19 protein-coding genes are annotated in these 20,417 nt (G+C 69.4%); 13 read left to right on the forward strand and 6 right to left on the reverse strand.

The annotated features are described in order from the left end of the window. Nucleotides 1-24: 24 nt before the first annotated feature. The 6 genes from AB0G16_RS16275 to AB0G16_RS16300 all read left to right on the forward strand — a co-directional run bounded on the left by AB0G16_RS16275 (nucleotide 25) and on the right by AB0G16_RS16300 (nucleotide 4,031). Nucleotides 25-381 carry a nucleotide pyrophosphohydrolase gene (locus AB0G16_RS16275; RefSeq protein WP_362805155.1) on the forward strand — a complete coding sequence of 119 codons (357 nt, stop codon included), beginning with the start codon at nucleotides 25-27 and terminating at the stop codon, nucleotides 379-381. Nucleotides 382-754: 373 nt separating this feature from the next. Further along, nucleotides 755-1,354, forward strand: coding sequence for a DUF6461 domain-containing protein (locus AB0G16_RS16280; protein WP_362805157.1), 600 nt, complete (start codon nucleotides 755-757; stop codon nucleotides 1,352-1,354). A gap of 129 nt (nucleotides 1,355-1,483) precedes the next feature. Then, complete coding sequence (locus AB0G16_RS16285) at nucleotides 1,484-1,846, forward strand: hypothetical protein (protein WP_362805159.1); 363 nt, start codon at nucleotides 1,484-1,486, stop codon at nucleotides 1,844-1,846. 355 nt (nucleotides 1,847-2,201) lie between these two features. Next, complete coding sequence (locus tag AB0G16_RS16290) at nucleotides 2,202-2,405, forward strand: hypothetical protein (RefSeq protein WP_362805161.1); 204 nt, start codon at nucleotides 2,202-2,204, stop codon at nucleotides 2,403-2,405. Nucleotides 2,406-2,661: 256 nt separating this feature from the next. Continuing rightward, nucleotides 2,662-3,105, forward strand: a complete 444-nt coding sequence (locus tag AB0G16_RS16295; RefSeq protein ID WP_362805321.1) for an RNA polymerase sigma factor — start codon at nucleotides 2,662-2,664, stop codon at nucleotides 3,103-3,105. A gap of 11 nt (nucleotides 3,106-3,116) precedes the next feature. Next, nucleotides 3,117-4,031: a hypothetical protein gene (locus AB0G16_RS16300; protein ID WP_362805163.1), complete on the forward strand. Its 915-nt coding sequence runs from the start codon at nucleotides 3,117-3,119 to the stop codon at nucleotides 4,029-4,031. Between the two features lie 107 nt (nucleotides 4,032-4,138). Here AB0G16_RS16300 and AB0G16_RS16305 read toward each other — a convergent pair whose 3' ends face one another. Then, complete coding sequence (locus AB0G16_RS16305; RefSeq protein WP_362805165.1) at nucleotides 4,139-4,285, reverse strand: hypothetical protein; 147 nt, start codon at nucleotides 4,283-4,285, stop codon at nucleotides 4,139-4,141. A 123-nt stretch (nucleotides 4,286-4,408) separates the two neighbouring features. Between AB0G16_RS16305 and chrA the strand changes: the two genes are divergently transcribed. Continuing rightward, nucleotides 4,409-5,599, forward strand: coding sequence for a chromate efflux transporter (gene chrA / locus AB0G16_RS16310; RefSeq protein WP_362805167.1), 1,191 nt, complete (start codon nucleotides 4,409-4,411; stop codon nucleotides 5,597-5,599). A gap of 66 nt (nucleotides 5,600-5,665) precedes the next feature. On the opposite strand, the gene AB0G16_RS16315 is transcribed toward chrA, so the two are convergent. The 3 genes from AB0G16_RS16315 to AB0G16_RS16325 all read right to left on the reverse strand — a co-directional run bounded on the left by AB0G16_RS16315 (nucleotide 5,666) and on the right by AB0G16_RS16325 (nucleotide 10,712). Next, the gene (locus AB0G16_RS16315; protein WP_362805169.1) at nucleotides 5,666-6,850 is read right to left on the reverse strand and encodes a hypothetical protein; all 1,185 of its coding nucleotides are present in this window, start codon (nucleotides 6,848-6,850) and stop codon (nucleotides 5,666-5,668) included. 55 nt (nucleotides 6,851-6,905) lie between these two features. Further along, the gene (locus AB0G16_RS16320; RefSeq protein WP_362805171.1) at nucleotides 6,906-8,279 is read right to left on the reverse strand and encodes a hypothetical protein; all 1,374 of its coding nucleotides are present in this window, start codon (nucleotides 8,277-8,279) and stop codon (nucleotides 6,906-6,908) included. A 687-nt stretch (nucleotides 8,280-8,966) separates the two neighbouring features. Then, nucleotides 8,967-10,712 carry a hypothetical protein gene (locus AB0G16_RS16325; RefSeq protein ID WP_362805173.1) on the reverse strand — a complete coding sequence of 582 codons (1,746 nt, stop codon included), beginning with the start codon at nucleotides 10,710-10,712 and terminating at the stop codon, nucleotides 8,967-8,969. 836 nt (nucleotides 10,713-11,548) lie between these two features. On the opposite strand from AB0G16_RS16325, the gene AB0G16_RS16330 reads away from it, so the two are divergent. Continuing rightward, nucleotides 11,549-12,433: a serine/threonine-protein kinase gene (locus tag AB0G16_RS16330; protein WP_362805175.1), complete on the forward strand. Its 885-nt coding sequence runs from the start codon at nucleotides 11,549-11,551 to the stop codon at nucleotides 12,431-12,433. On the opposite strand, the gene AB0G16_RS16335 is transcribed toward AB0G16_RS16330, so the two are convergent. Continuing rightward, nucleotides 12,423-13,367 carry a serine/threonine-protein kinase gene (locus AB0G16_RS16335; RefSeq protein WP_362805177.1) on the reverse strand — a complete coding sequence of 315 codons (945 nt, stop codon included), beginning with the start codon at nucleotides 13,365-13,367 and terminating at the stop codon, nucleotides 12,423-12,425. The genes AB0G16_RS16330 and AB0G16_RS16335 overlap by 11 nt on opposite strands. A gap of 718 nt (nucleotides 13,368-14,085) precedes the next feature. Here AB0G16_RS16335 and AB0G16_RS16340 point away from each other — a divergent pair. Together AB0G16_RS16340 and AB0G16_RS16345 are read left to right on the forward strand one after the other, a co-directional pair. After that, entirely contained in the window at nucleotides 14,086-14,730 is a 645-nt protein-coding gene (locus AB0G16_RS16340; RefSeq protein WP_362805179.1) for a DUF4352 domain-containing protein, read from the forward strand. Between the two features lie 82 nt (nucleotides 14,731-14,812). After that, the gene (locus AB0G16_RS16345) at nucleotides 14,813-15,727 is read left to right on the forward strand and encodes an endonuclease/exonuclease/phosphatase family protein (protein WP_362805181.1); all 915 of its coding nucleotides are present in this window, start codon (nucleotides 14,813-14,815) and stop codon (nucleotides 15,725-15,727) included. Nucleotides 15,728-15,751: 24 nt separating this feature from the next. Here the strand turns inward: AB0G16_RS16345 and AB0G16_RS16350 are convergent, their stop codons facing one another. Continuing rightward, on the reverse strand, nucleotides 15,752-16,447 hold the full coding sequence (locus tag AB0G16_RS16350; protein ID WP_362805183.1) for a DUF998 domain-containing protein: 696 nt from the start codon (nucleotides 16,445-16,447) through the stop codon (nucleotides 15,752-15,754). 360 nt (nucleotides 16,448-16,807) lie between these two features. On the opposite strand from AB0G16_RS16350, the gene AB0G16_RS16355 reads away from it, so the two are divergent. The 3 genes from AB0G16_RS16355 (at nucleotide 16,808) to AB0G16_RS16365 (ending at nucleotide 19,977) form a co-directional block, all read left to right on the forward strand. Next, nucleotides 16,808-17,137: a YciI family protein gene (locus AB0G16_RS16355; protein ID WP_362805185.1), complete on the forward strand. Its 330-nt coding sequence runs from the start codon at nucleotides 16,808-16,810 to the stop codon at nucleotides 17,135-17,137. A gap of 210 nt (nucleotides 17,138-17,347) precedes the next feature. Next, a complete protein-coding gene (locus AB0G16_RS16360) occupies nucleotides 17,348-19,390 on the forward strand; it encodes an RNA polymerase sigma factor (protein WP_362805187.1) in 2,043 nt (680 codons plus the stop codon). A gap of 176 nt (nucleotides 19,391-19,566) precedes the next feature. Continuing rightward, nucleotides 19,567-19,977, forward strand: a complete 411-nt coding sequence (locus AB0G16_RS16365; protein WP_362805189.1) for a VOC family protein — start codon at nucleotides 19,567-19,569, stop codon at nucleotides 19,975-19,977. The last annotated feature ends 440 nt before the right edge of the window (nucleotides 19,978-20,417 follow it).

The following is a 20,417-nucleotide window of genomic DNA, read 5'->3' on the forward strand; positions in this document are numbered from 1 at the left end:
CCGCACCTTGTAACGTGTGCCCCCATGACGGAGTTTGAGGAACTGGCGGCCCGACTCCGGCGGTTCGCCGAGGCGCGGGAGTGGCAGCGCTTCCACACCCCCAAGAACCTGGCCATGGCACTGTCGGGTGAGGCCGGTGAGCTGGTCGCGGAGTTCCAGTGGCTGACGCCCGAGGAGTCGGCGGCCGTCATGGGCGACCCCGACTCCGCCGCGCGCGTCCGCTCCGAGGTCGCCGACGTCATGATCTACCTGACCCGGCTGGCCGACACGCTGGGGATCGACCTCGTCGAGGCGGCCCACGCCAAGCTCGACGAGGGCGACCGCCGCTACGACGTGGAGACCTACCGGGGAACCATCAAGAAGGCCCCGCCACTCTCCTGATCTCGCCCGGTGATCGCCGCGACGCGCCCGCATCCGCGACACCACCATCATCGGGCCGGGAGGCGATCTTCCCGGCCCCATGTCATCATCGCTCGGCTCTGCTCGTGAACACCCCACAAAGGTGCTGGGGATCTCGTCACGGCCGCTTATGCGGCGGACGAGAAGGCGACCGTCGGACGTCCGACGGTGGGTGCGGGCCCGCCCAGGGATGAAAAGGTTCAATGCGCCCCAAGATGAAAAGCATTCCGTCTACCAAAAGCTTCTTCAGGTCATCAGGCGAACGTCGGAGCCGCGATTGCGCTGTGACCAGCAGGCCCGTCCCTAGAGGGTGGAAAAGGTTCGTTGTGTCGGTCGGTGCTGCGAGCATGACGAAATGACCGTGCCCCCTGACGACTATGCCTGGTTCTCCTACGAGCGCTTCCCCGACCTGGCGGAGGCCTACTGCTTCACCTACGTCCGCGGCCTGACACCCGATCAACTGGTGACCCGACTCGGTGGCCGACCGGAGGGTTTCACACCCATGACGCTCGATGAACTGATCAAGGCTTCCTACTCCGGACCCGGCACCTATGGCACCTGGGACGGCATGTTCTTCGGCGCCATCGCCGTCGGCGACTGGGCCTTCATCGTCGAGCCCAACGGCGGGCTCGGCGCCGATGAAAGAGTCATCACGTCGTTGTCAGCCGGAACCCGCCTCGTCTCCCACTTCCGCGACGTCGAAGGCGTCGAGTACTTCTACTGGGCCGAGAACGGAGAGATCCGGTTCTGCTTCATCGCTGATGACGGTTACTCGGAAGAGGTGCCGGACGAGGTCGCGGAGACCATGCGGCGGATCGGTTCCGACTACAGGCACCTCTACCCCAGCGAGGGACCTGCGTTCCTCCTGGCCGAGCGTCTCACCGAAATCACGCTGACACCGGAACTGGTGGAGGAGTCCACCTACCTGTGCGGAGTCATTCCCGAACCGGGGTGAGCAGGATCCGTCCTCCACGGTCCACGGGCCGACCGTCAGCGAGCGGCGAGGCATCCCGTGTCGCGGCCGACGTACTGGGGCGCGGGGCGTGACGGGTTCCGCGGTGGCAGGCTTTCGCCGCCTTGGAACATGGCCGACACTGAACACATGTCGAGACGCACACTGACCTGGTCAGGTGTGGCCGTGGCGCTGGTGGCGCTGGCCGCGCTGGGATGGTATTTCATCGCGGTCGGCCTGGATCGTGCCGACAAGCTCGCCAGCGTCATCGGAGCCCTTGTCGGGCTGCTGGGGCTGGGGCTGGCGGTTTATGGCGCTGTTTCCTCGCCCCCGGAAGCTGTTTCCTCGCCCTCCGGAGAGGCCGAGCCCGAAGCCGGCGATGTTCACAACGAGATCAGCGGCACCGTGCACGGTAACGCGGTGCAGGCCAGGGATATCGAAGGTGGGATCACCTTCGGTGCTCCGCGTCCGCACAGGGCGCAGGATACGGACTGATCATCCTTCACGAGGACAGCGACCGGGCCCACCGGCGATCCCGCCCCGCTGCCCTCATACCGACCGGCAGCCATGAACCCGCTGCGATCGGCCGCCCGGGCGGCACATATGGGGTCCGCGGAATTTTTATCCTCTTCTCATAAATATGAGGCTCACAAGAAGGAAAATCCCTCGCGCGCCGCTCGCACCATAAGGTTCTTGGCGTCTCCGGGGTCCGCCGACCATCAGAATGCCGGAACACGCGGCCACAGGAAGAACTCGAAAGAGTCCGTCGCGCTCCACATCTGTTTGACATCCGTCTACCCAAGGGGGACTCGGTGTCAAACCATCGCGACCCTGCGCAGAGAGGATCCGTGTGATCGGCGTGGAAAAGGTGGTGGCCTTGGAGAATACCGTTCCGCTACCGGAAGTGGTCATCCTCGGCGGTCGGCCTCTCTACCACGTCCTCTACGCCGCGACCGAGGTCCCGGACGGCGCGGTCCGCCACCTCGATCCCGGCTTCATCGCAAGAGCTGGAAGGAGCCCAACTGGCTCAACGGCAACTTCGGGGACCCGCTGAACGCGCCCGACGTCAGGACGACCCGCCAGCCGGCGTTCGGCCGCCGCGGGGGTTCAGGCCCCCCGGCTCGCCACCGCCACGCCCGAACGAGATCGGGGCGTTCGCCGGAGCGAGTCGCGTCGCCCTGCCGACGGCAGGGCCATCGGCGAGAACGGCGTCCGGGAACCGGAATCCGCCGTGTGACCATTTCCCCCGCGGTGGCGTCTGGATGTGACGTGACCATCGAAGCCACCCGGGGGGCGACATCATCGAGGAGCTGTACCGCGAGCACTGGCCGCTCGTGTGCGGGTTCCTCCTGCGCAGGACCCGTGATCCGCATCTCGCCGAGGACCTGGCGCAGGAGACGTTCATCAAGGCGACCAGGGCGTTGCTCGGCTGGCGGGGGGAGAACGCGGCGGCGTGGCTGCTCACGATCGCGCGTAACGCCCTGCTGGACCACGTACGCCGGAGCCACCGCGAGCTGGCCCTCCCGAACCCCGACGAGCTGGGCGTGCCGCCGCTGCACGTGGAGTCGCTGGACGTGCGCGACGCGCTGGAGCGGCTGCCCGAGCGGCAGTGCCGGCTGCTCACGCTGGTCTACCTCGAGGGCTTCTCGATGGTGGAGGTGGCCGCGATGACCGGCAGGTCGCACAACTCGATCAAAACCGCGGTGTGGCGGGCCAGAGCCGCCTTCGCCGACCTCTACGGGGAGACCCCATGAACATGCCCGAGATGCCAGATCTGCCGACCTTCGACCCGAAGCGCACCCGGCGTGCGGTCCGGAGAGGGCTGTTCAGGACGGTCGCCGTCGTCCTGGCCGTCCTGGCGCTGCTCGCGGTGGCCGCGACCGAGGGCTCGTTCCTGCTGCAGACCCGGGGCGACCGGGAACGCCGCATGCAGGCCGTGCTCGGCACCGCCTTCAAGATCTACAACCCGGCCTACACGGCGACGATCGACTCCTGCTGCCGGACCACGCCGGTGTCGATGTCGTTCCAGGTGGTCGCACAACCCGTGGGGCCTGTCGGAGCCTGGCCGGCCGGAAGCGGGTCGTACACGATAAGTCAGGACTTCTTCGGCCGCGTGCGACGTCTGCCTCTGGGGCGTACCGCCAACACCAGGCTCTCCCAGTCCCTGTACAACGTCGGCACCACGCTGGCGGCCAAGGACGAGGTGCGCGCGGTGCTCGCCCGGCTGCCCGCCGACCTCAGCGCGCTGGCGGTGGTGGAGTTCGAGCGACCGCTCGGCGAGGCCGACCTGAAGGCGTTCGTGGAGCGGCACCGCTCCTGCGCCGAACAGGTCGTGTACGAGCGCAGACCCGGCTCCCTCCCGATCACCTGGGGCTCGGACTACTGGGCGGACGCGCTGGACCTCGGCAAGGGCGGTGACATGACCGGTGAGACGTGCGACGGCGGCCTGTCGCACTTCCGCGGCTGGGTCGGCCTGCTGCGTGACCACGACGACGCGAACCTGCGCTCCTTCGACCTGTCCCTGGACCGGCTGCGCAAGGCGGCCGAGGCCGGGCTCGCCTACGGCTACGTGGACCAGGCCGGCCCGGTCCGCGAACTGCGGGAGCTGCTCAAGGACCCGAGGGTGCGCACGATCCGCCTGGCCGGCGTGACGTTCGATCTGGACCGGCCCCGCCCCTGAGGCGTGTCCGGCGACTCGGCGCCGCCTACCGGGCCGCGACGACTCCGGGTTCGAGGAGTTCGACGAGATCGCCCACGGGGTCGGTGAGCGGGATCCGCCCGGGCCTTTCACGGGACGAGGACGGGTAACAGGTGGCGGACCCGGGTGTCGATCTCCGCCACGGTGCGCACGAAGCCGGGGTACCCGGCCTGCCCGGCGGCGGGATCGGGGAGGCTCCAGCGGACGCGCCGGGAGTGGTCGCAGTCTCGCGACAATACATCGAATGTATTTGATGTATTCAGCTCGCCGGTGTGTCCGGTCTGCTTGCGGGCTGTCACCTGACTCCCGATGGGAGCCTTCACACCGAGCGATCCGCGCGACCGGGGAGGAGAGCGACAGTGGCAGACGAACAGGCCGCCGGCGATCCGGCCGGCGACCCCGGAGGCGGTGAGGCGTCCCGGCGCAGGGCGCGGGAGGTGGCGCTGCTGTTCCTCAAGCTCGGCACCATCGCCTTCGGCGGCCCGGCCGCGCACACCGCGATGATGCGCGACGAGCTGGTACGCCGCCGCGGCTGGGTCAGCGACGAGCGGTTCGTCGACCTGATGGGCGCCACCAACCTCATCCCCGGCCCCAACTCCACCGAACTGGCCATCCACCTGGGTTTCGACCGTGCCCGATGGCGCGGTCTGCTGGCCGCCGGCCTCTGCTTCATCCTCCCGGCCGCGTTGATCGTCACAGCTCTGGCCTGGGCCTATGTCACCTACGGGACGACACCCGCCGTCACGGGCATCCTGTACGGCATCGTCCCCGCGGTGATCGCGATCATCGCCCACGCCCTCTTCGCCCTTCTCCGCACGGTGATCAAGAACGTGTGGTTCGCGCTGCTGGCCGTCGCCGCCCTGGCCGCCTACCTGCTCGGGGTAGACGAACTGCTCGTGATGGCCGCCGGCGCGCTGCTCACGGCGGCGGCACGCGTGATCCCCCGCCGCCGGGACACCGTGCACGGGATGCTCGCGCTGCCGTTGCTCGGCATGGGCCCGCCGCTCTTCCCCGATCCCACCGGGGGTCAGCTGGCGCAGCTCTTCCTCACCATGCTGAAGATCGGGTCCGTGCTGTACGGCAGCGGGTACGTCCTGCTGGCCTTCCTGCGCGGCGACTTCGTCGAGCGGCTCGGCTGGATCACCGGTCCGCAGCTCGTCGACGCCGTCTCCATCGGCCAGGTCACCCCGGGCCCGGTCTTCACCACCGCCACCTTCGTCGGCTACCTCGTCGCCGGTCCGGTCGGGGCGTTCCTGGCCACGGTCGCCATCTTCCTGCCGTCCTTCGTCTTCGTCGGCCTGCTCACCAGGCTCACCGACAGGCTCCGCTCCAGCCCCTGGACCTCCGCCCTGCTCGACGGCCTCAACGTCGCCGCCCTGGCCCTGATGGCCGGTGTCTCCCTCCAGCTCGGCCGGACCGCGATCGTCGATCCCCTCACCGCCGCGATCGCCCTGGCCACCCTGGCGCTGTTGTGGACGACCAGGCTCAACAACGCCTGGTACATCGCCGCCGGCGCCGCCGCCGGCCTGGCCCGCACCCTGCTGACCTGAAGGACTCCCCGGCGAACGACGACCCACGGGGCCCGCGGCGCGTTCCCGTCCCCGGTGGCGCCGTGGTCACCGGCGATCGCGACGGGAGCGGGCGCGGTGGTGGTCATCGTGGCGGGCCCGGGCGCGGTAGTGGTCGAGGACGTCCCGGCGGAGGAGGTGGCCGAAGCCCGCGGCCTCGATGCGCAGGCCGAGCTGGGGTTCGGTCACGCCGAGCGCGACGGCGGTGTCCGCCAGGTTCCAGCCGGAGGCGGCGAGGCCGGTCAGCAGATGACCGCGCCGCACCTGGTTCTCCGACAGGCGGAACGTCTTGAGGTACGCGAGCCGGCCGTCGCCGTCGGTGATGAGCTCGCCGATGTGGTTCTCACGCCGGCGTTCGAAGGACGGCAGGAAGCGCGACAGGCTGTATCCGCCCATCTCGTGGACGCGCTCACAGGTGTGGTCCCCGTCCAGCAACGCGCCCGCCATCACCCGGTCGTGGAAGGCCGCCCACTCGTCCCGCTCCCGGCGCGCCGCCGCGCGCAGGTCGGCGAGCGAGCGCACCGTCGCGTCCTCGACGCGGGCGCGGAAGTCGGCCACCGGGCCGCCGAACATCGCGTAGTGGTGGATCAGCTCGCCGTACAGGTCGTGGACGAGGGTGGTGTGCAGGGCGCGGTAGTCGTCGGGGTGCGGCACCACGAACGCGGCGGCGAGCGCGTCCGCGACGTGGACGAGAACGCCGCACTGGCCGGCGTGGATCTCGAAGACGCGAAGGGCGTCCTCCAGGCCGCCGACCTGCGCGCCCGTGTACGCCTCCTCGGCGCGAGGCGAGAGCCCGTGGTTGATCGCGCGCCGCGACCACTCCTCCCACGCGATCTCCGGCCCGCCGAAGTGCAGCGCCAGATACCCTTCGAGCGCCAGGTGCAGGGGCAGGAAGCGCAGCCGGTTCCTGTCGGCCCGGCGGGCCATCCGTCGATGGAACCGCAGCGGCATCCGGACGGGCGGGCGGTCGCGCTCCCGCGGCCCCCGGAGCTGGGTCCCGTACGCCGAGGCCGGGGTTCCGTCGTCCGTCCAGGTCGCCACGAACCCGTGCGGGATGTAGGAGACGTACTCGGTCCGCGGGCCCACCTCGACGACGCCGATCCCGGTGTCGTAGAGGCGGACGTCGAGCCGCAGGTCCTCGATCGGCTCGGCGCGGATCAGCGGGACGAGCCGTACGCCGCCCCAGGCCTGCGCGGGATGGGTGGTGAGCCCGGTGAGGGCGAGCTCCGTCACGCGTCCTCCTCCGGGAACCCCTCGGCACGGCACACCAGGTGAGCGGGGGGCTTCGTCACGCGTCCTCCCGCAGGAACGTCTCGACGCGGCGCGCCAGGTGGGCGCGCAGCTCGGAGATCCCGGTACGCCCCTCGGCGAACCGGGCCAGCTCCACCAGGGCGACCAGGTTCTCGGCGTCGCGGATCCCCGCGGTCGGGACGGTGGGCGCCAGCCGCCGCACGTCGAAGCCGGCGGCGTCGTACACCGGGTTGAGGTGCACGACGCCGCAGGTGTGGTTCGGGTCGAGCCGGGTGCGCCAGATCCGCAGCACCTCCCCGGCGAGCCCCGGCGGCGAGTTGTCCCATCCGTCGGAGACGATGACGAGGCGTCCGGGCCGGTGTTCGAGGGCGTCCAGGATGCGCTCGCCGAGCGGAGTCGCCCCGTAGGGACGGACGAGCAGCGCGTCCGTGCGGCCCGACAGCCACAGCGGCGTGTACTCGGCGGCCAGCGCCTCCAGCAGGAAGTGGCAGGCCAGCGCGACCGCGAGCGGGCGGCGGCGCTTGCTCCCCGAGCCGCAGGAGGAGAAGCTGTCGTCCAGGACGGCGGCCACCGCGCCCCAGCTCCCGGCCTCGTCCCCCGCGGCCCGCCGGGCCGCCGCGCGCAGCGCCCCCGTCAGCTCGGCGCGGCGGCGCACGCGGTCGTCCACCGAAAGGGCGAGCGTGTACGACGCCAGCCGGGTCAGCGGCATCGCGGTGAGGTCGGCCCGCACCGCGCCGGCCCTCAGGTCGCGCGCCGACTCCTGCAGGCGCAGCCGCTCCAGCCGGGTGAGCCTGGGCGCGATGCGCTCCAGGAAGGTGGCGCGGGCGATGCGGTGCTTCGCGGCGAACCCCTCGGCGACCGTGTAGGGCAGCTCGTACAGCGCCGCCTGCTCGTAGTGGGCGCGCCGCCAGGTCTCCAGGATCGGCGTGGCGTAGGCGGCCTGACGGTGCGGGGCGAACAGGAACGGCCCCAGCTCCCCGGCCGGGCTCAGGTGGGCGTGGCGGACGGCGTCCTTGACGGCGCCCCGGTACTTCACCGCGTCGAACGCGGGATCGGGGCGGGCCGCCAGCCAGTCGCGCATGATCGCCCTGGTGCGCCGGTTGTTGACCCTGGCGCGGCGCAGCGCGCGGAACAGCCCGTACACCCGCTGCGGCGGGAGCAGGGCCAGCCGCCGGGCGATCAGGCGCCCCTCGGCCCGGCGCTGCTCCGTGTCCGCCTCCCCCGCCGTGACCAGCAGGTTCCTGACGATCAGTACGGCGTTGTGGTCGTTGACGTCCAGGGCGAGGACGGCCGCGTACAGGTCCCGGTAGTTGCCGATCAGGTAGTCGTGCAGGAAGCCCAGCGAGAGGCCCTGCTCGTCGGCGCCGGAGTGGAACTCGCGCTGGCCGGTGGAGGTGATCGCCGCGTTCACGAACAGCAGGACGTCCTCGGCGGCGACGAGGTCCGCACCGGTCTCGATGCGCGCTTCGATCGCCGCCTCCGGGGTTCGCGTACGAGGTCGGCCGGGGAATGGGGGAACGAGCTGCGAATCATCGCTTCAAAGACGGGTTCCGGAAGTCGCACCGAAGTCCCGCGGCCGACCTTGGGAAGGCTAGCACCGACATATCCCTTCTTTCCGCCCTGTTTTTTCTACCGCTACGGAAGCTGGGACCTGGGAACGCGTTCACACGGTCACCGGGAACGAACGCGTCGTTGGCACTGTCATGTCCGCGCGACGGGCACCGTGGCTCGGGCCTTGCGGGCGGCTCGACCACTACCTTCACGGCGAGGTTTCTCAAAACCATCGCCGCCACCTCTTCGGCCTGGATCCGCCCGACCGCGTCGGCGGTGCGGAGGAGGGACCGAAGGTCCCGGTTCTCGCACGGCCACTGCCACGTCTACGCCGCCACGACCTTCACCGGCGCCTCGCCGGGACCGTCACCTTCGCCCTCGCCCAGCCGCCCCGGCAACCGATGCGCCTTCCCGGACGTTCCTGGCCTCCGCGGCGGCCAGACCACCTTCGGTAATCGGGCTGACCGGACCTGTGTGAGCGGGCGTGACGACGGTAGAACGTCCCCGAGCCGGCGAGGACCACGTCGGAAAAGGGCTCACGACATGGTCAGTTGGTCGATTTGACATCCAGATGAGCGCCAAGGTAGCCGACATATATTTTTCCGGTGCCACGCGCGTCGTCATAAAAATGCAGGCGAGGGGAGCTCATTCCCGCACCTCCACCGATGCAGATATGTGACCACATGTACACGCGGCCCGAAGAGTCAACTTCGGCCGGAACGGGGAACTCTCGCTGGCGGCGCATCTTAACGTTGTTCTGCACCGTCTCCGACTCGCCCAGCTTGACCTTTTTCGCAGAAATCGCGGCGGCGCCCGAAGGCGGCTCGGAACACCACCTCCGGAAGTCTCCGCTGAATTTCCCATCGGCTATCGCTTCAGCGTACTCCTGAAATGCAACAACAACCTGCCAGGTTGTCTGCGCCCATGTCAAGGACTGCGTCTTCTCCTCTAGTTTCGAAACCTTGTCCATGTTTCCGGTGAACTCGACCCTGCTAAGTTCGTCAAGCCGGTCCAGAACTTCGGACAACTGGGCGGGAAGTTTGATCGGCTCCTCGGCCGGCAGGTAGGCCTCTACCGCACGACCGCTCCTCTCCAGCCGTTTCCATAGAACACGGACCCAGTCCGACAATTCGGCGATCTTTTCGTTCGCCGATGCAAGATCTATCGTGACATCCAGCATTTCGCTTTGCGCGTCCGCGACCTCTTCCCGGAGCTTCTTCTCTTCGTCTCCCACCATCTCGAACAGTTCCCGGAGTTCGTCGTTCTCCCGGCGAAGACTCGTGACCTCCCCGCGGAGAGCCTCGAGAGACGTGTCGACGTCCTCCTCCGGCCGGGGAAACGTCCTGGACGAGCTGGGAGCCACAAGACCGGCTGTGCGAGCCAGCTTGCCCAGCGGTCCGGGAAGACGGCCGTCGGCCGCCAGTCTCCGAGGGTGACCGGCCAGAAGCTGCGCAGCCCGGCGACTGTTGTCCCGGATACGCGGTTCAGACAGCACGCGATGACGAGCGGCATCCTCGTCGATCGCCAGATCCAGGCCGGGAAGATACGTTCTTATCGCACCACCGCGAACCTCGAAGGAGCTGCCCACGGCTGCGTTGAACTGGATTTCGGCCAACGGGTCGAGGATGTGCAGGCTCGCAACCCCGGGAAGAAGCTTTGTCACCACCTCGACCTTCTTGCGCCAGGAGTCAAAATCGATGCGGCCTCGCGACGATGCCACAACGGCGGGTAGCCGGCGCTCCTCGTCGGTGAGGATCTCAAGAAGCTCGTCGACCCCTTCCGGCCTGATAAGAGTAGGAGTCGGAGTCAGCTGGGCCCAGTGGTCACGAGCATCCACGGCTGCCAGTAGCTTCCGAGCGATGCCTGGCAGTCCGGCTCGCGGAGGTCTCCAGTCCTCGTCTTCGTCGTCAGCGGTCCGTACATACTCAACATCCAGCCAGAACCAGGTACGCTGCCCCGGATCTTTCGGCTTCGACGGCGCGTGAACGACCAGTGAGCTGAGCCAGTATCCGCCGTCGTTCTTCTCACGAAGCTGCCAGTGCCGGGTTTGCGCGCCGTCCCCGCTCGACCGGACATTGTGAAGGAGCATTATCCCGTCGCCCAATCGCGCCTGCCCGGCGTCGTAGGCGGCGATGTCGATGGGCTTGTGCGCAGCCTTTGAGATCAGCCATGAGCGCACCTCGTTGGCCGTTATGCCAAAAGCGTCAGCCGGCGCCAGGTCGGCATGAAAAGCTGTACGGTAACGACCGGACGGCGCCCCTTCGTCCTGAATGCCGCCTTTCTGAATTTCCATACCGATAACCTCTGTTAAATATTGGCCACTATTCGACACCGGCAACAGGCGACGAGACCGAATCGCCTTCCCGGAGTGGGGGTGATGACGGAACGCCGGTCGCCGATCCTCCCGGTGTCGGGATCATCACCGGCGGGAGCGAAGCAGAGCGAGGCGCGGTCGAGCAGCTCGCCGTGAACCGCCTGAGTCTGGTGCGGCAGTGGCTCCAGGGGCCGGCAGTCACCAGAAACCCGACCGTGCCGGGGGAGAACTCCTCCGGCCCGACCCCGTCATCGCAAGGGCCCACGGACAGGACGAGACAGATGTCCCGCAACACTTAAACTCTTTCGGCCTGTCCGCAAACAGGCATCCAAAAGCTCTTTCGATAATTCAATTCGCCCGGACGGGGAGAGAAAGATTCACAACAATCACAGTCGCAACCCCGGGCACGACAAGAATGATCTTTTGAATCAGACAAATCCTCCAAAGATATCTACATCTCACAAATGGGACACACGATTTCCCCATTGCCGCAGGCGGCAGGAGAATTTTTCGAACCCGAGAAAAATGTACACACGGGATCGGGTTTCCCACAAGAAGATCTGTGTACTCAGCTTATCCGTTTTCGCTGTACTCGATAAGTCACCTCGATCGCACCTCACATAAAGAGACACGCAAGCCCCTCCTGGACCTCGGTCGTGTCGGAGTGATCAGGCACGCAGGGCCGGACGAGGTCTCTCCCGGTCCCTTACCGTTTCGGTACCACCGATAAGATCCGAATCTCGGTTGTCTCCCAACGGCCTTGTTCGATCCCCCGGTCAGGCGGGCAGCACCCGACCTCTGAGAAACGGAGTCCCATGCTGGTCGCGCGGCGCTACGAGCTTCAGCAGCCGATCGGCCGGGGTGGCATGGGAGAGATCTGGCAGGGCGTCGACCTGCATCTGAACCGCAAGGTGGCCGTCAAGCGTGTCCGGGGCGACAGGCTCACCGAGGAGGCCGTGCGGCGGTTCAGGCGCGAGGCCCGGATCATGGCCCTGCTCCGTCATCCCGGAGTGCCCTGCGTCCACGACTTCGGGCAGGACGACTACGGGTTCTTCCTCGTGATGGAGTTCGTCGACGGATGGCCCCTCACGCACGTGCTCGACATGCACGAGCGCCTCCCCGTTCCCTGGGCCGCCCTGATCGGGGCACAGCTCTGTGCGGTGCTGTCGGCGGCGCACGCTCGCTCGCTCGTGCACCGGGATCTGAAGCCGGGCAATCTCATGCTCTGCCGTGACGCGACCCTCGTCGTGCTGGATTTCGGGGTCGCGACGGTTCAGGGTTCACCCGACTTCTCAGTGATCACCGGAACGATGGGCGCGCCGGGTACCGAGCCGTACATGGCTCCCGAACAGTTCCACGAGGGCAGGACCGGCGCGCTGACCGACCTGTACTCGGTGGGCTGCGTCCTGTACGAGATGCTCACCGGCCGGCGCGCCTTCCAGCCGACGGGCCCCACCGGGACGGGTGAGCGTTTCGGCCGCCCCTCGGCGCCGCTGGGCACGACGGTGCCCAGGGAGCTCGGCACGCTGGTGACGGCGCTGCTGGAGAGGGAACCCGATCGGCGTCCGCAACGCGCCGACGAGGTCTTTCACCGCCTCATGCCGTTCGTGAGGGGCCTGCCCTCGCTGCCCGGCGTGGTCGATCGGGCGACGAGACCGATTCACCTGTACGCCGGGGCGCTGTCCCGAATCAGCTGGTGACCCGCGTCATCACCTCGGCGGCCGTCGGCCGCTCTCTCGGATCCTTGGCGAGACAGGCGGCCAGCGGAGCCTGGAGCGCTACCGGCAGCACGGACAGATCCGGATGATGGGTGACGATCTTCCGGTAGACGAGAGGGGTGGAACCGGCCCCGAAGGCGTGTCCGCCCGTGGCGCCGAAGAGCATGGTGGCGGCCCAGCTGAAGACGTCGGAGGCCGGGCCGACCTGCTCGCCGGAGATCTGCTCGGGGGACATGTAGGCCATGGTGCCCTTCAGGACGCCCGAGGTCATCGTGACCTGGTCCAGCGCTCTGGCGATCCCGAAGTCGATCACTCGCGGGCCGTCCGGACCCAGCAGGACGTTGGCCGGCTTGAAATCCCGGTGCACGATGCCCGCGGAGTGAATGCCCGCCAGCGCCGCCGCCGTCCCGATGGCCAGCCGGGTCAGGCTGTCGCCGCCCCTCGGCCCTTCGTCCCTGACCAGCCGTTCCAGTGACGGGCCGGGCACGTACTCGCTGATGATGTAGGCCATGTCGCCGATGACGCCGACGTCGATCAGCCTGGCCGTGGCGAAGGGGCGCACCCGCCGGGCCATGGCGGCCTCCCTGACGAAGCTCTCGCGTTCGGCCGCGCCGCCGATGATCCGGCTGTGCAGCACCTTGACCGCCACCGGTCGCCCTTCCGGCCCGTAACCGAGGTAGACCGCCCCCTGCCCCCCTTCCCCGATCTTCCGGTCCAGCCGGTACGGCCCGATCCCTTCGAAGGGGGGCGCGCCGGACGCGGTGTCCTCCGCGTACCGAGGAGACGGGGGAAAGGACTGCGTCGGGGTCGGGCGAGCCTGGTAGGGCGTGGGAACGGAGTCCTGATAGGGCGAGGGCGCGGGCGTCCGATAAGGCACGACGGGGGGCGCCGGGGCCCGGTGGTGGGTCGGTGGCATGGGGTCGTACCGCCAGGCCCCCGAGGGGGGATGAGCCGTTGCCCCGGTCCGGAAGACGGATGATCGAAGGACGAACGCGTGTGCCGTGCCTCCCAGCCAGCCCACGACGATCCAGATTCCCACGATCACATCGACCGGCGCTTCCTTGGTCGCGGGGTCGTTATCGCTGTAAATGCCGGAAATGATAACAAATGCGAGCAGAAGAACACCGTAAACACCGGTCGCGACTCCAGCGATCCTGTCTTTCAGCTGCACCGCGGCATGCCCGATGACGAAGGGTGTCGCGAATCCGGCGGTGTACAGAGGCGCAAAGGCCCAGATCAGGCTGAGTGGAAGGCGCCACCGGGAAGACCGGCCGGGAAGGCGCCCGTCGGCATTGTGGTGATGGTGAGGGACGGGACCACCGGCTGGGAACACGGCACAGATAATACGGACCCGCCACCGCCATCGGGGAGGGCGACGGCCGAGGAATCCGCACCACGGCCGGCTTCGGGGAAACGCCGGACGATGAGGGCGCCGCCGGACACACGGGGCAGCGAGCGCCCTGCGGTGATCGGTCGTACCCGGGACGCGGCCTGACCAGCCGTGAACGGGATCCTCCGAGCGATGTCATACACAGTCCATCACGAAATCACGTGATTATAAGTTGTGCGCTTAGTTCACACCATGCTTCACTGGTGTCGTACAACCCACCGCTGCCCCGAAAGCGAGCCTCGTCATGCACGGGAACCACCACCCGCACTACGACCACTCCCGGCCCCCCGCGCAGACCGTGATCGTGCGGCAGAAGGGAGGGGGTTGCCTGCGGGCGACCCTCGTCGGCGCCGCCGTCCTCGCCGGCCTGGTGGTGCTGGGCGGACTCCTCGCCGGAGGCGGCAGGACCGGCGGGAACCTCGCGGACCCGGCCGGCCCCACGGTGGCCGAGGCCGCCACCCCGACGAAGAGGAAGAGCCAGCCCAGGCGGGCCGTGCTCGGCGACACCGTCAAGGACGGCAAGTTCTCCTTCAAGGTCACCAGGGTCCAGAAGGGCGTCGAGCGGGTCGGCGACGAATACCTCGGCTCCGACGCCCAGGGCCAGTACGTCCTGGTGCACGTCACCGTGAAGAACATCGGCGACGAGTCGCAACTGTTCAGCGGCTCCTCGCAGAAGCTCATCGACGCCCGGGGCAGGCAGTACGACACCGACTCCGGCGCCGCCGCCCTCGCGCTGAAGAACTCCAACGCCTTCCTCAACACCATCAATCCCGGCAACACGGTCAACGGGATTCTTCTCTTCGACGTCCCCGAGAACTTCAGCATCAAGGCGATCGAGCTACACGACTCCATCTTCTCCGACGGTGTCACCGTCGCCCTGGACGGCTGACCGGGAGGCGGCGGCCGTACGGCTCCGGCAGGCCGGTGAGAACGCCCCGAGACCGTGATCCGGACATGCTTCAATACCGGCCATGACCACAAGGAAGCTGATGGCGGCGTCCGCCCTGATGGTCGCGATCGTCCCTCTCTGCGCAGGACAGGCCCAGGCACGAACGTCCTCCCCGCCCCTCTCGGTGATGAGCTGGAACGTCTGCGCTGGCACCAACCCCGCCTGCCGCTTCTACCGCGGGGACATGCGGGAGGTGGCCGTGGAGATCGGCCGGTACGCGACCGGCCAGGTGATCAGGCCGGATGTGATCCTCCTGCAGGAGTTCTGCTCGGGCGGGACGGCCGTCCTGGAGAGCGTGCTGGAGCGGGCGACCGGGCGCGCCTGGACCGTGCGGTCCTCGGTCCTCACGCTGAAGGACGGCTCACCGAAGACCTGCGCGCCCGACCGGCAGGGGCGTTCGCGGGGCGGCATCGCCGTCGCGGTCGCGGTCGCGGGCGACACCGCCACCTTCCGGGCCCACGCGCTGACCTCTCCCCCGTGGTACGCCAGGCGTATGGCGCTCTGCGCCGCGATCCCCGTCAGGAGGGTCAACGTCTGCGGCACCCACCTCAGCTCCGGCCTGTCCTACGACGACAGCCGACCGGGCGCGCCCTTCCGCAGGAAGCAGGTCGGGGAGCTGCTGGCGGCGGTGGCCAAGCCCGGTCACCGCGCCGTCTTCGGCGGGGACCTCAACCTGCCCCCGCCGGACAGCCGGCAGGGCACCGCCGCGAAGAGACGCATCCTGGCACCCGTCTACGCGGCCTACGCCGAGTGCGACCAGAAGGGCGGCCGCGACGGCCGCTGGACGGAGAGGCACGCTCGCGAGGCCGGCGGCGTCGTGAAGCGCAAGCTCGACTACCTCTTCGCCCCCAGGGGAAGCGTGAAGCGGTGTCACGTGGCCCAGGGGGCCGGCTCGTCCGACCACAAACCCGTCTACGTCAGCCTGAACCTCGGCTGACGTGGACGGGTCTCCGGAACAGGGTCACTGTCGGAGTGCGGCGCGCTTGTCCGCCGCCGTCACGGCGACCCAGGTCATGGCGGTGATCGCGCCGACGGCCAGGGTCAGCGATCCGGCCCGCCCGCCCGACATGGCCCAGCCGTCCCCGACAGCGAAGATCAGGCCGCTGAGCCGCGAGGCCGCGGCGAATCCCGGACGTCCGGCGCGGGAGAAGTGGCGGCCCAGCACGAAGCAGGCGACGATGAGCGCGGTGAAGGCGATGGATCCCGCGACCATGTGCATGAGGGCGTGCCGGCTCAGCGTGCCGGTCTGGCCGAGCGGGGTGCCCGCGGGGAAACCGTCGCCCGGGTCCATGACGAACACCCCGGCGGCGATCGTCGCGACGCCGTTGACCAGGATCAGCCGGGGTGCCCACGTGCCGCCGGGGGTGCCCCGCATCGCGCGGCGCAGCCCGAGCGCTCCGGTGATCGTCAGGGCGCCGCTGATCACGAAGGTGGCGATCTGGAGCCAGCCGAGATCGCCGGTGGCGAGCATGCTCAGGGGGTGACGCGTCAGGTCGAAGCCCTCCCGGGTGAAGGCCTGCGCCAGCGACACGACCGCGAAGAGAGGCGCGGCGGCGACGCCCCCGGCGAGCAGGGCCCGCGTCACCGAGCCGGCGGAGCGGGCCGCGGGGTCGTGTGAGGTGGAGCCGTGGGAGGCGGTGGGCCGGGCGACGGTCATGGTCGTTCCTCTCTGCCGCGACGGGGTCCCGTCGCTCTCCTTCGTCCGCGGGCCTCTCGGCCGGGGCCGTGACGTGTGTCCGCCGGCCTCTCGACCGGCGCCGTGCTCGTGTTCACCGGTCTCACCCGGCCTCGCTGACGCGTCGAACGAGCCGGGCCGGACTCGACACCGTCGCACCTACGCGCCCTCTGACCTGCGGTCACGCCTTTCGCCCCGCATTCCCTGTCGTATCGGCATTCCCTGTCACATCGGGCCGCCGCCCTGGTCAGGAGGTTCGTGTCGATACGAGCGGGCCCTGTTCGACGCGTGGCCGAGGACCGGCGAGGATCGGTACCGCAAGCACCAGAGGGAGATACGACGATGCGATTCCTGATGACCACCAAGGGCCCGATGGCTCCCCCGGACGAGGCGATGATGGCCGAGATGGGCGCCTTCATCGAGGAGATGACCAGGGCGGGGGTGCTGCTGGCGACCGGCGGCCTGGACCCGGCCGGTACGCACATGAGCGCCTCGGGAGGGAAGGTCACCGTCACCGACGGACCGTTCACCGAGGCCAAGGAGGCGATCGTCAGCTTCGCGCTCATCGAGGCACGGTCGAAGGAGGAGGCGATCGAGCTCTCCCGCCGCTTCTGGAAGATCCTCGGGGACGGCGAGGGCGACATCCAGCAGGTCTTCGGCCCCGGCAACTGATCGGACGCCCCGGGCCGGGCCGGGCGGGCTACGCGATCAGGCCCTTCACAGCCGGCCGCACGGGGGCGCTCCGGCCGTACGAGGGCTCCGGCCGGGGCGCCCGCGCGGCCGGCCGGGCGGGCGCACGCGGAACCGGCGCCGGACGGGCTCTTGCACATCCGATCGGACGGGTCCTTGCGCACCCGCCCGGACCGGTGCTCTCATCGAGCGGTGACATCCCTGGACGCCCACCGCGCGGTCGACGCGGTCTGGAAGATGGAGTCGGCGAGAATCGTCGCCGGGCTCGTCCGGATGGTGGGCGACGTGGGGCTGGCCGAGGAGTTCGCGCAGGACGCGCTCCTCGCCGCCCTCGAACGGTGGCCGCAGGGCGGCGTACCGGACAACCCGGGTGCCTGGCTGATGGCCGTCGCCAAGCGCCGCGCCGTCGACCACCTGCGGCGCGGCGAACGGCTCGACCGCAGGCACGAGCGGCTCGCCCACGAGCTCACCGTCCGCCCGGACAGCTCCGGCGAGGCCGAGGCCGAGGCCGACGCGGCCCTCGACGACGAGGTGGGTGACGACGTCCTGCGGCTGATGTTCGTCTCCTGCCACCCGGCGCTGCCGTCCGAGGCGCGGGTGGCGTTGACGTTGCGGCTCCTCGGCGGCCTGAGCACCGAGGAGATCGCCCGCGCGTTCCTGGTCTCCGAGCAGGCCGTGGCGCAGCGCGTCGTCCGGGCCAAGCGGACCCTCGCCTCCCTCGGGGTCCCCTTCGAGATCCCCGAGGGAGCCGACCGCGCGAGCCGCCTGTCGTCGGTCCTGGAGGTCGTCTACCTGATCTTCAACGAGGGGTACGCGGCCGGGGCGGGCGACGACTGGATGCGTCAGGACCTCTGCCAGGAGGCGCTGCGCCTGGGCCGCCTGCTGGCCGGGCTGGCGTCCGGAGAGGCCGAGGTGCACGGCCTGGTCGCGTTGATGGAGCTCCAGGCGTCACGGGCGGCGGCCCGGACGGACCCGTCGGGCCGGCCCGTGGCGCTGCACGAGCAGAACCGCGGGCGCTGGGACCGGCTTCTCATCCACCGCGGCGTCGCGGCCCTGTTGCGCGCCCGCCGGTGCGGCGGCCCCCTCGGCCCGTACGTGCTGCAGGCCGCGATCGCCGTGTGTCACGCCCAGGCCCGTACGGCGGAGGAGACCGACTGGACGCGGATCGCCGCCCTCTACGAGGCTCTCGCCCGAGTGCTGCCCACGCCGGTCGTCCAGCTCAACCGCGCGGTCGCGCTGGCCATGGCGTACGGCCCCGAACGAGGGCTGGAGCTCGTCGACACACTGTCCGGCGAACCGGCGCTCCGGGCCTACCACCGCCTGCCCAGCGTGCGCGGCGACCTGCTGGCCAGGCTCGGCCGTCACGAGGAGGCCCGGCGGGAGTTCGAACGCGCCGCCGCCCTCACCGGCAACGTGCCCGAACGCGCGATCCTGCTGGAACGCGCCGCGACCTGCGCCGCCGAGGCCGCGGGCGAGGCGTCCGCCCGAAGGGCGCGCGGGCCGGGAGGGGCCGTCACCCTGGCCGAGGCCGCGGCGGCGTTCCTGGCCCGTGACGACCTGGACGCGTCGACCGTCCGTTCCTACACGCAGACGATGAACCGGCTGCGCCGCGACCTCGGGGACGGCACCCCGCTGACGGAGGTGGGCGCCGAGCGGGTCGCCGGGGTGTTCGCCTCCGCGTGGGGCGGTGCCGCCGCCGCGACCTGGAACCGGCACCGCGGCGCGGTCCGTTCCTTCTCCACCTGGATCACCGCTCGGGACCCGCGGCCCGAGAACGCCGCGAACGACCTCGCCGCCGCCCTCGTCCGCCGGTACGAGCCCCGGGGACGCACCCGTCCCGTCGACCGGTCGTACGCCGAGGCGCTGTGGGAGCGGCGGGACGTCGCCCTGCGTGAGCGCGCCCTGTGGTCACTGATCCACGAGAGCGCGGCCGGCCCCGGTGCGGCGCTCGCACTCGACGTCGAGGACCTCGACCTGCCCGGGATGCGCGGCAGGACGGCCTCCGGCTGGATCCGCTGGCGTTCGGGCACCGCGGGGCTCCTCCCCGAACTCGTCGCGGGCCGCCGCCGAGGGCCGCTGTTCCTGTCCGACCGCAGGCCGGGCCCCGGCCGTCCTCCCGCCCCCGCTGACCTCTGCCCCGAGACCGGCCGCCGCAGGCTCTCCTACGAACGGGCCGAGTACCTGTTCAAGCAGGCCACCGGCCACACCCTCGACCAGCTCCGGTCCAGAGGGTAGAACGCGCGACCGGAACGCCCCGGGGAGGACCGGCGCCCCTGGGGCGCTCCGGCCGACACGGAGACCGGTTCGGCCACCGGGATCCCGCGTTTGATCGTCGGCGTGGCGTGCAGAAGCATGCCGGAACGCAGGGGTGATCACGGGGAGCGGTGGTCGAGGTGGCCGGTGGGGAGAGCGTGCCCAGGCTGTGTCAGGTGGTGCTCGACTGCACCGACACCAGAGCCCTGGCGGAGTTCTACCGATCTCTGCTGGGCCTGGTCTACCGGCCCGGCGACGAGCCCCCCGCGGAGGGACGGGCGGACGAGCGTGGCCGCGACTGGCTCGTGCTGAGAACTCCGGAAGGCGCCTCCCGGATGGCCTTCCAGCGGGTCGACCGGCTGCCGGAGGTGACATGGCCGGAGGGGCGGGTGCCGCAGCAACTGCACCTGGACCTGACCGTGGACTCGGTCGAGGAGTTACGGGTCCAGCACGAACGCGTCCTGCGCCTCGGCGGCCGGCTGCTGCTGGACCGCGTCGACGATCCCGACGAGCCGCTCCGCGTGTACGCCGACCCGGCAGGCCATCCGTTCTGCGTTTTCGTCGCCTAGGTCCGTGATCGGAGAGGGGCCTTTTCGTCGTCCGGTTCCGTGATCCGGGAGAGGGACCGCCGGGTCACCGCTCGCGGTGACGGCGAACGGCAGCGGCCCGGTGCGTCACCGGCGCGGACGATGCCGCTCGCCCTGACCGGTAGTGACACCGTGCCGGGCATCACCCGGCGACCGTCCGGCGACCGCCTGACGCACCCGACATGGGCGCGATTCGCGTGATGTCGAATATCGCGACAAGAAATCAAAAATCCTCTGTTACCCCTTTTTAAATTGAATTAACACCGGGATACCCCCACCCTGTCAACGGGACATCGGCTGAAATAACCGATAATCCACATATGGCTCATTCCAGCGAATAACCCCACGTCAACCGGTCGGCCGAATATTGCCGATAACAGTATTTCCATTGACACGACACGGCGGGAATGACACGTTTATCA

The sequence above is a fragment of the Streptosporangium sp. NPDC023615 genome (assembly GCF_040640155.1).
Lineage (GTDB): Bacteria > Actinomycetota > Actinomycetes > Streptosporangiales > Streptosporangiaceae > Streptosporangium.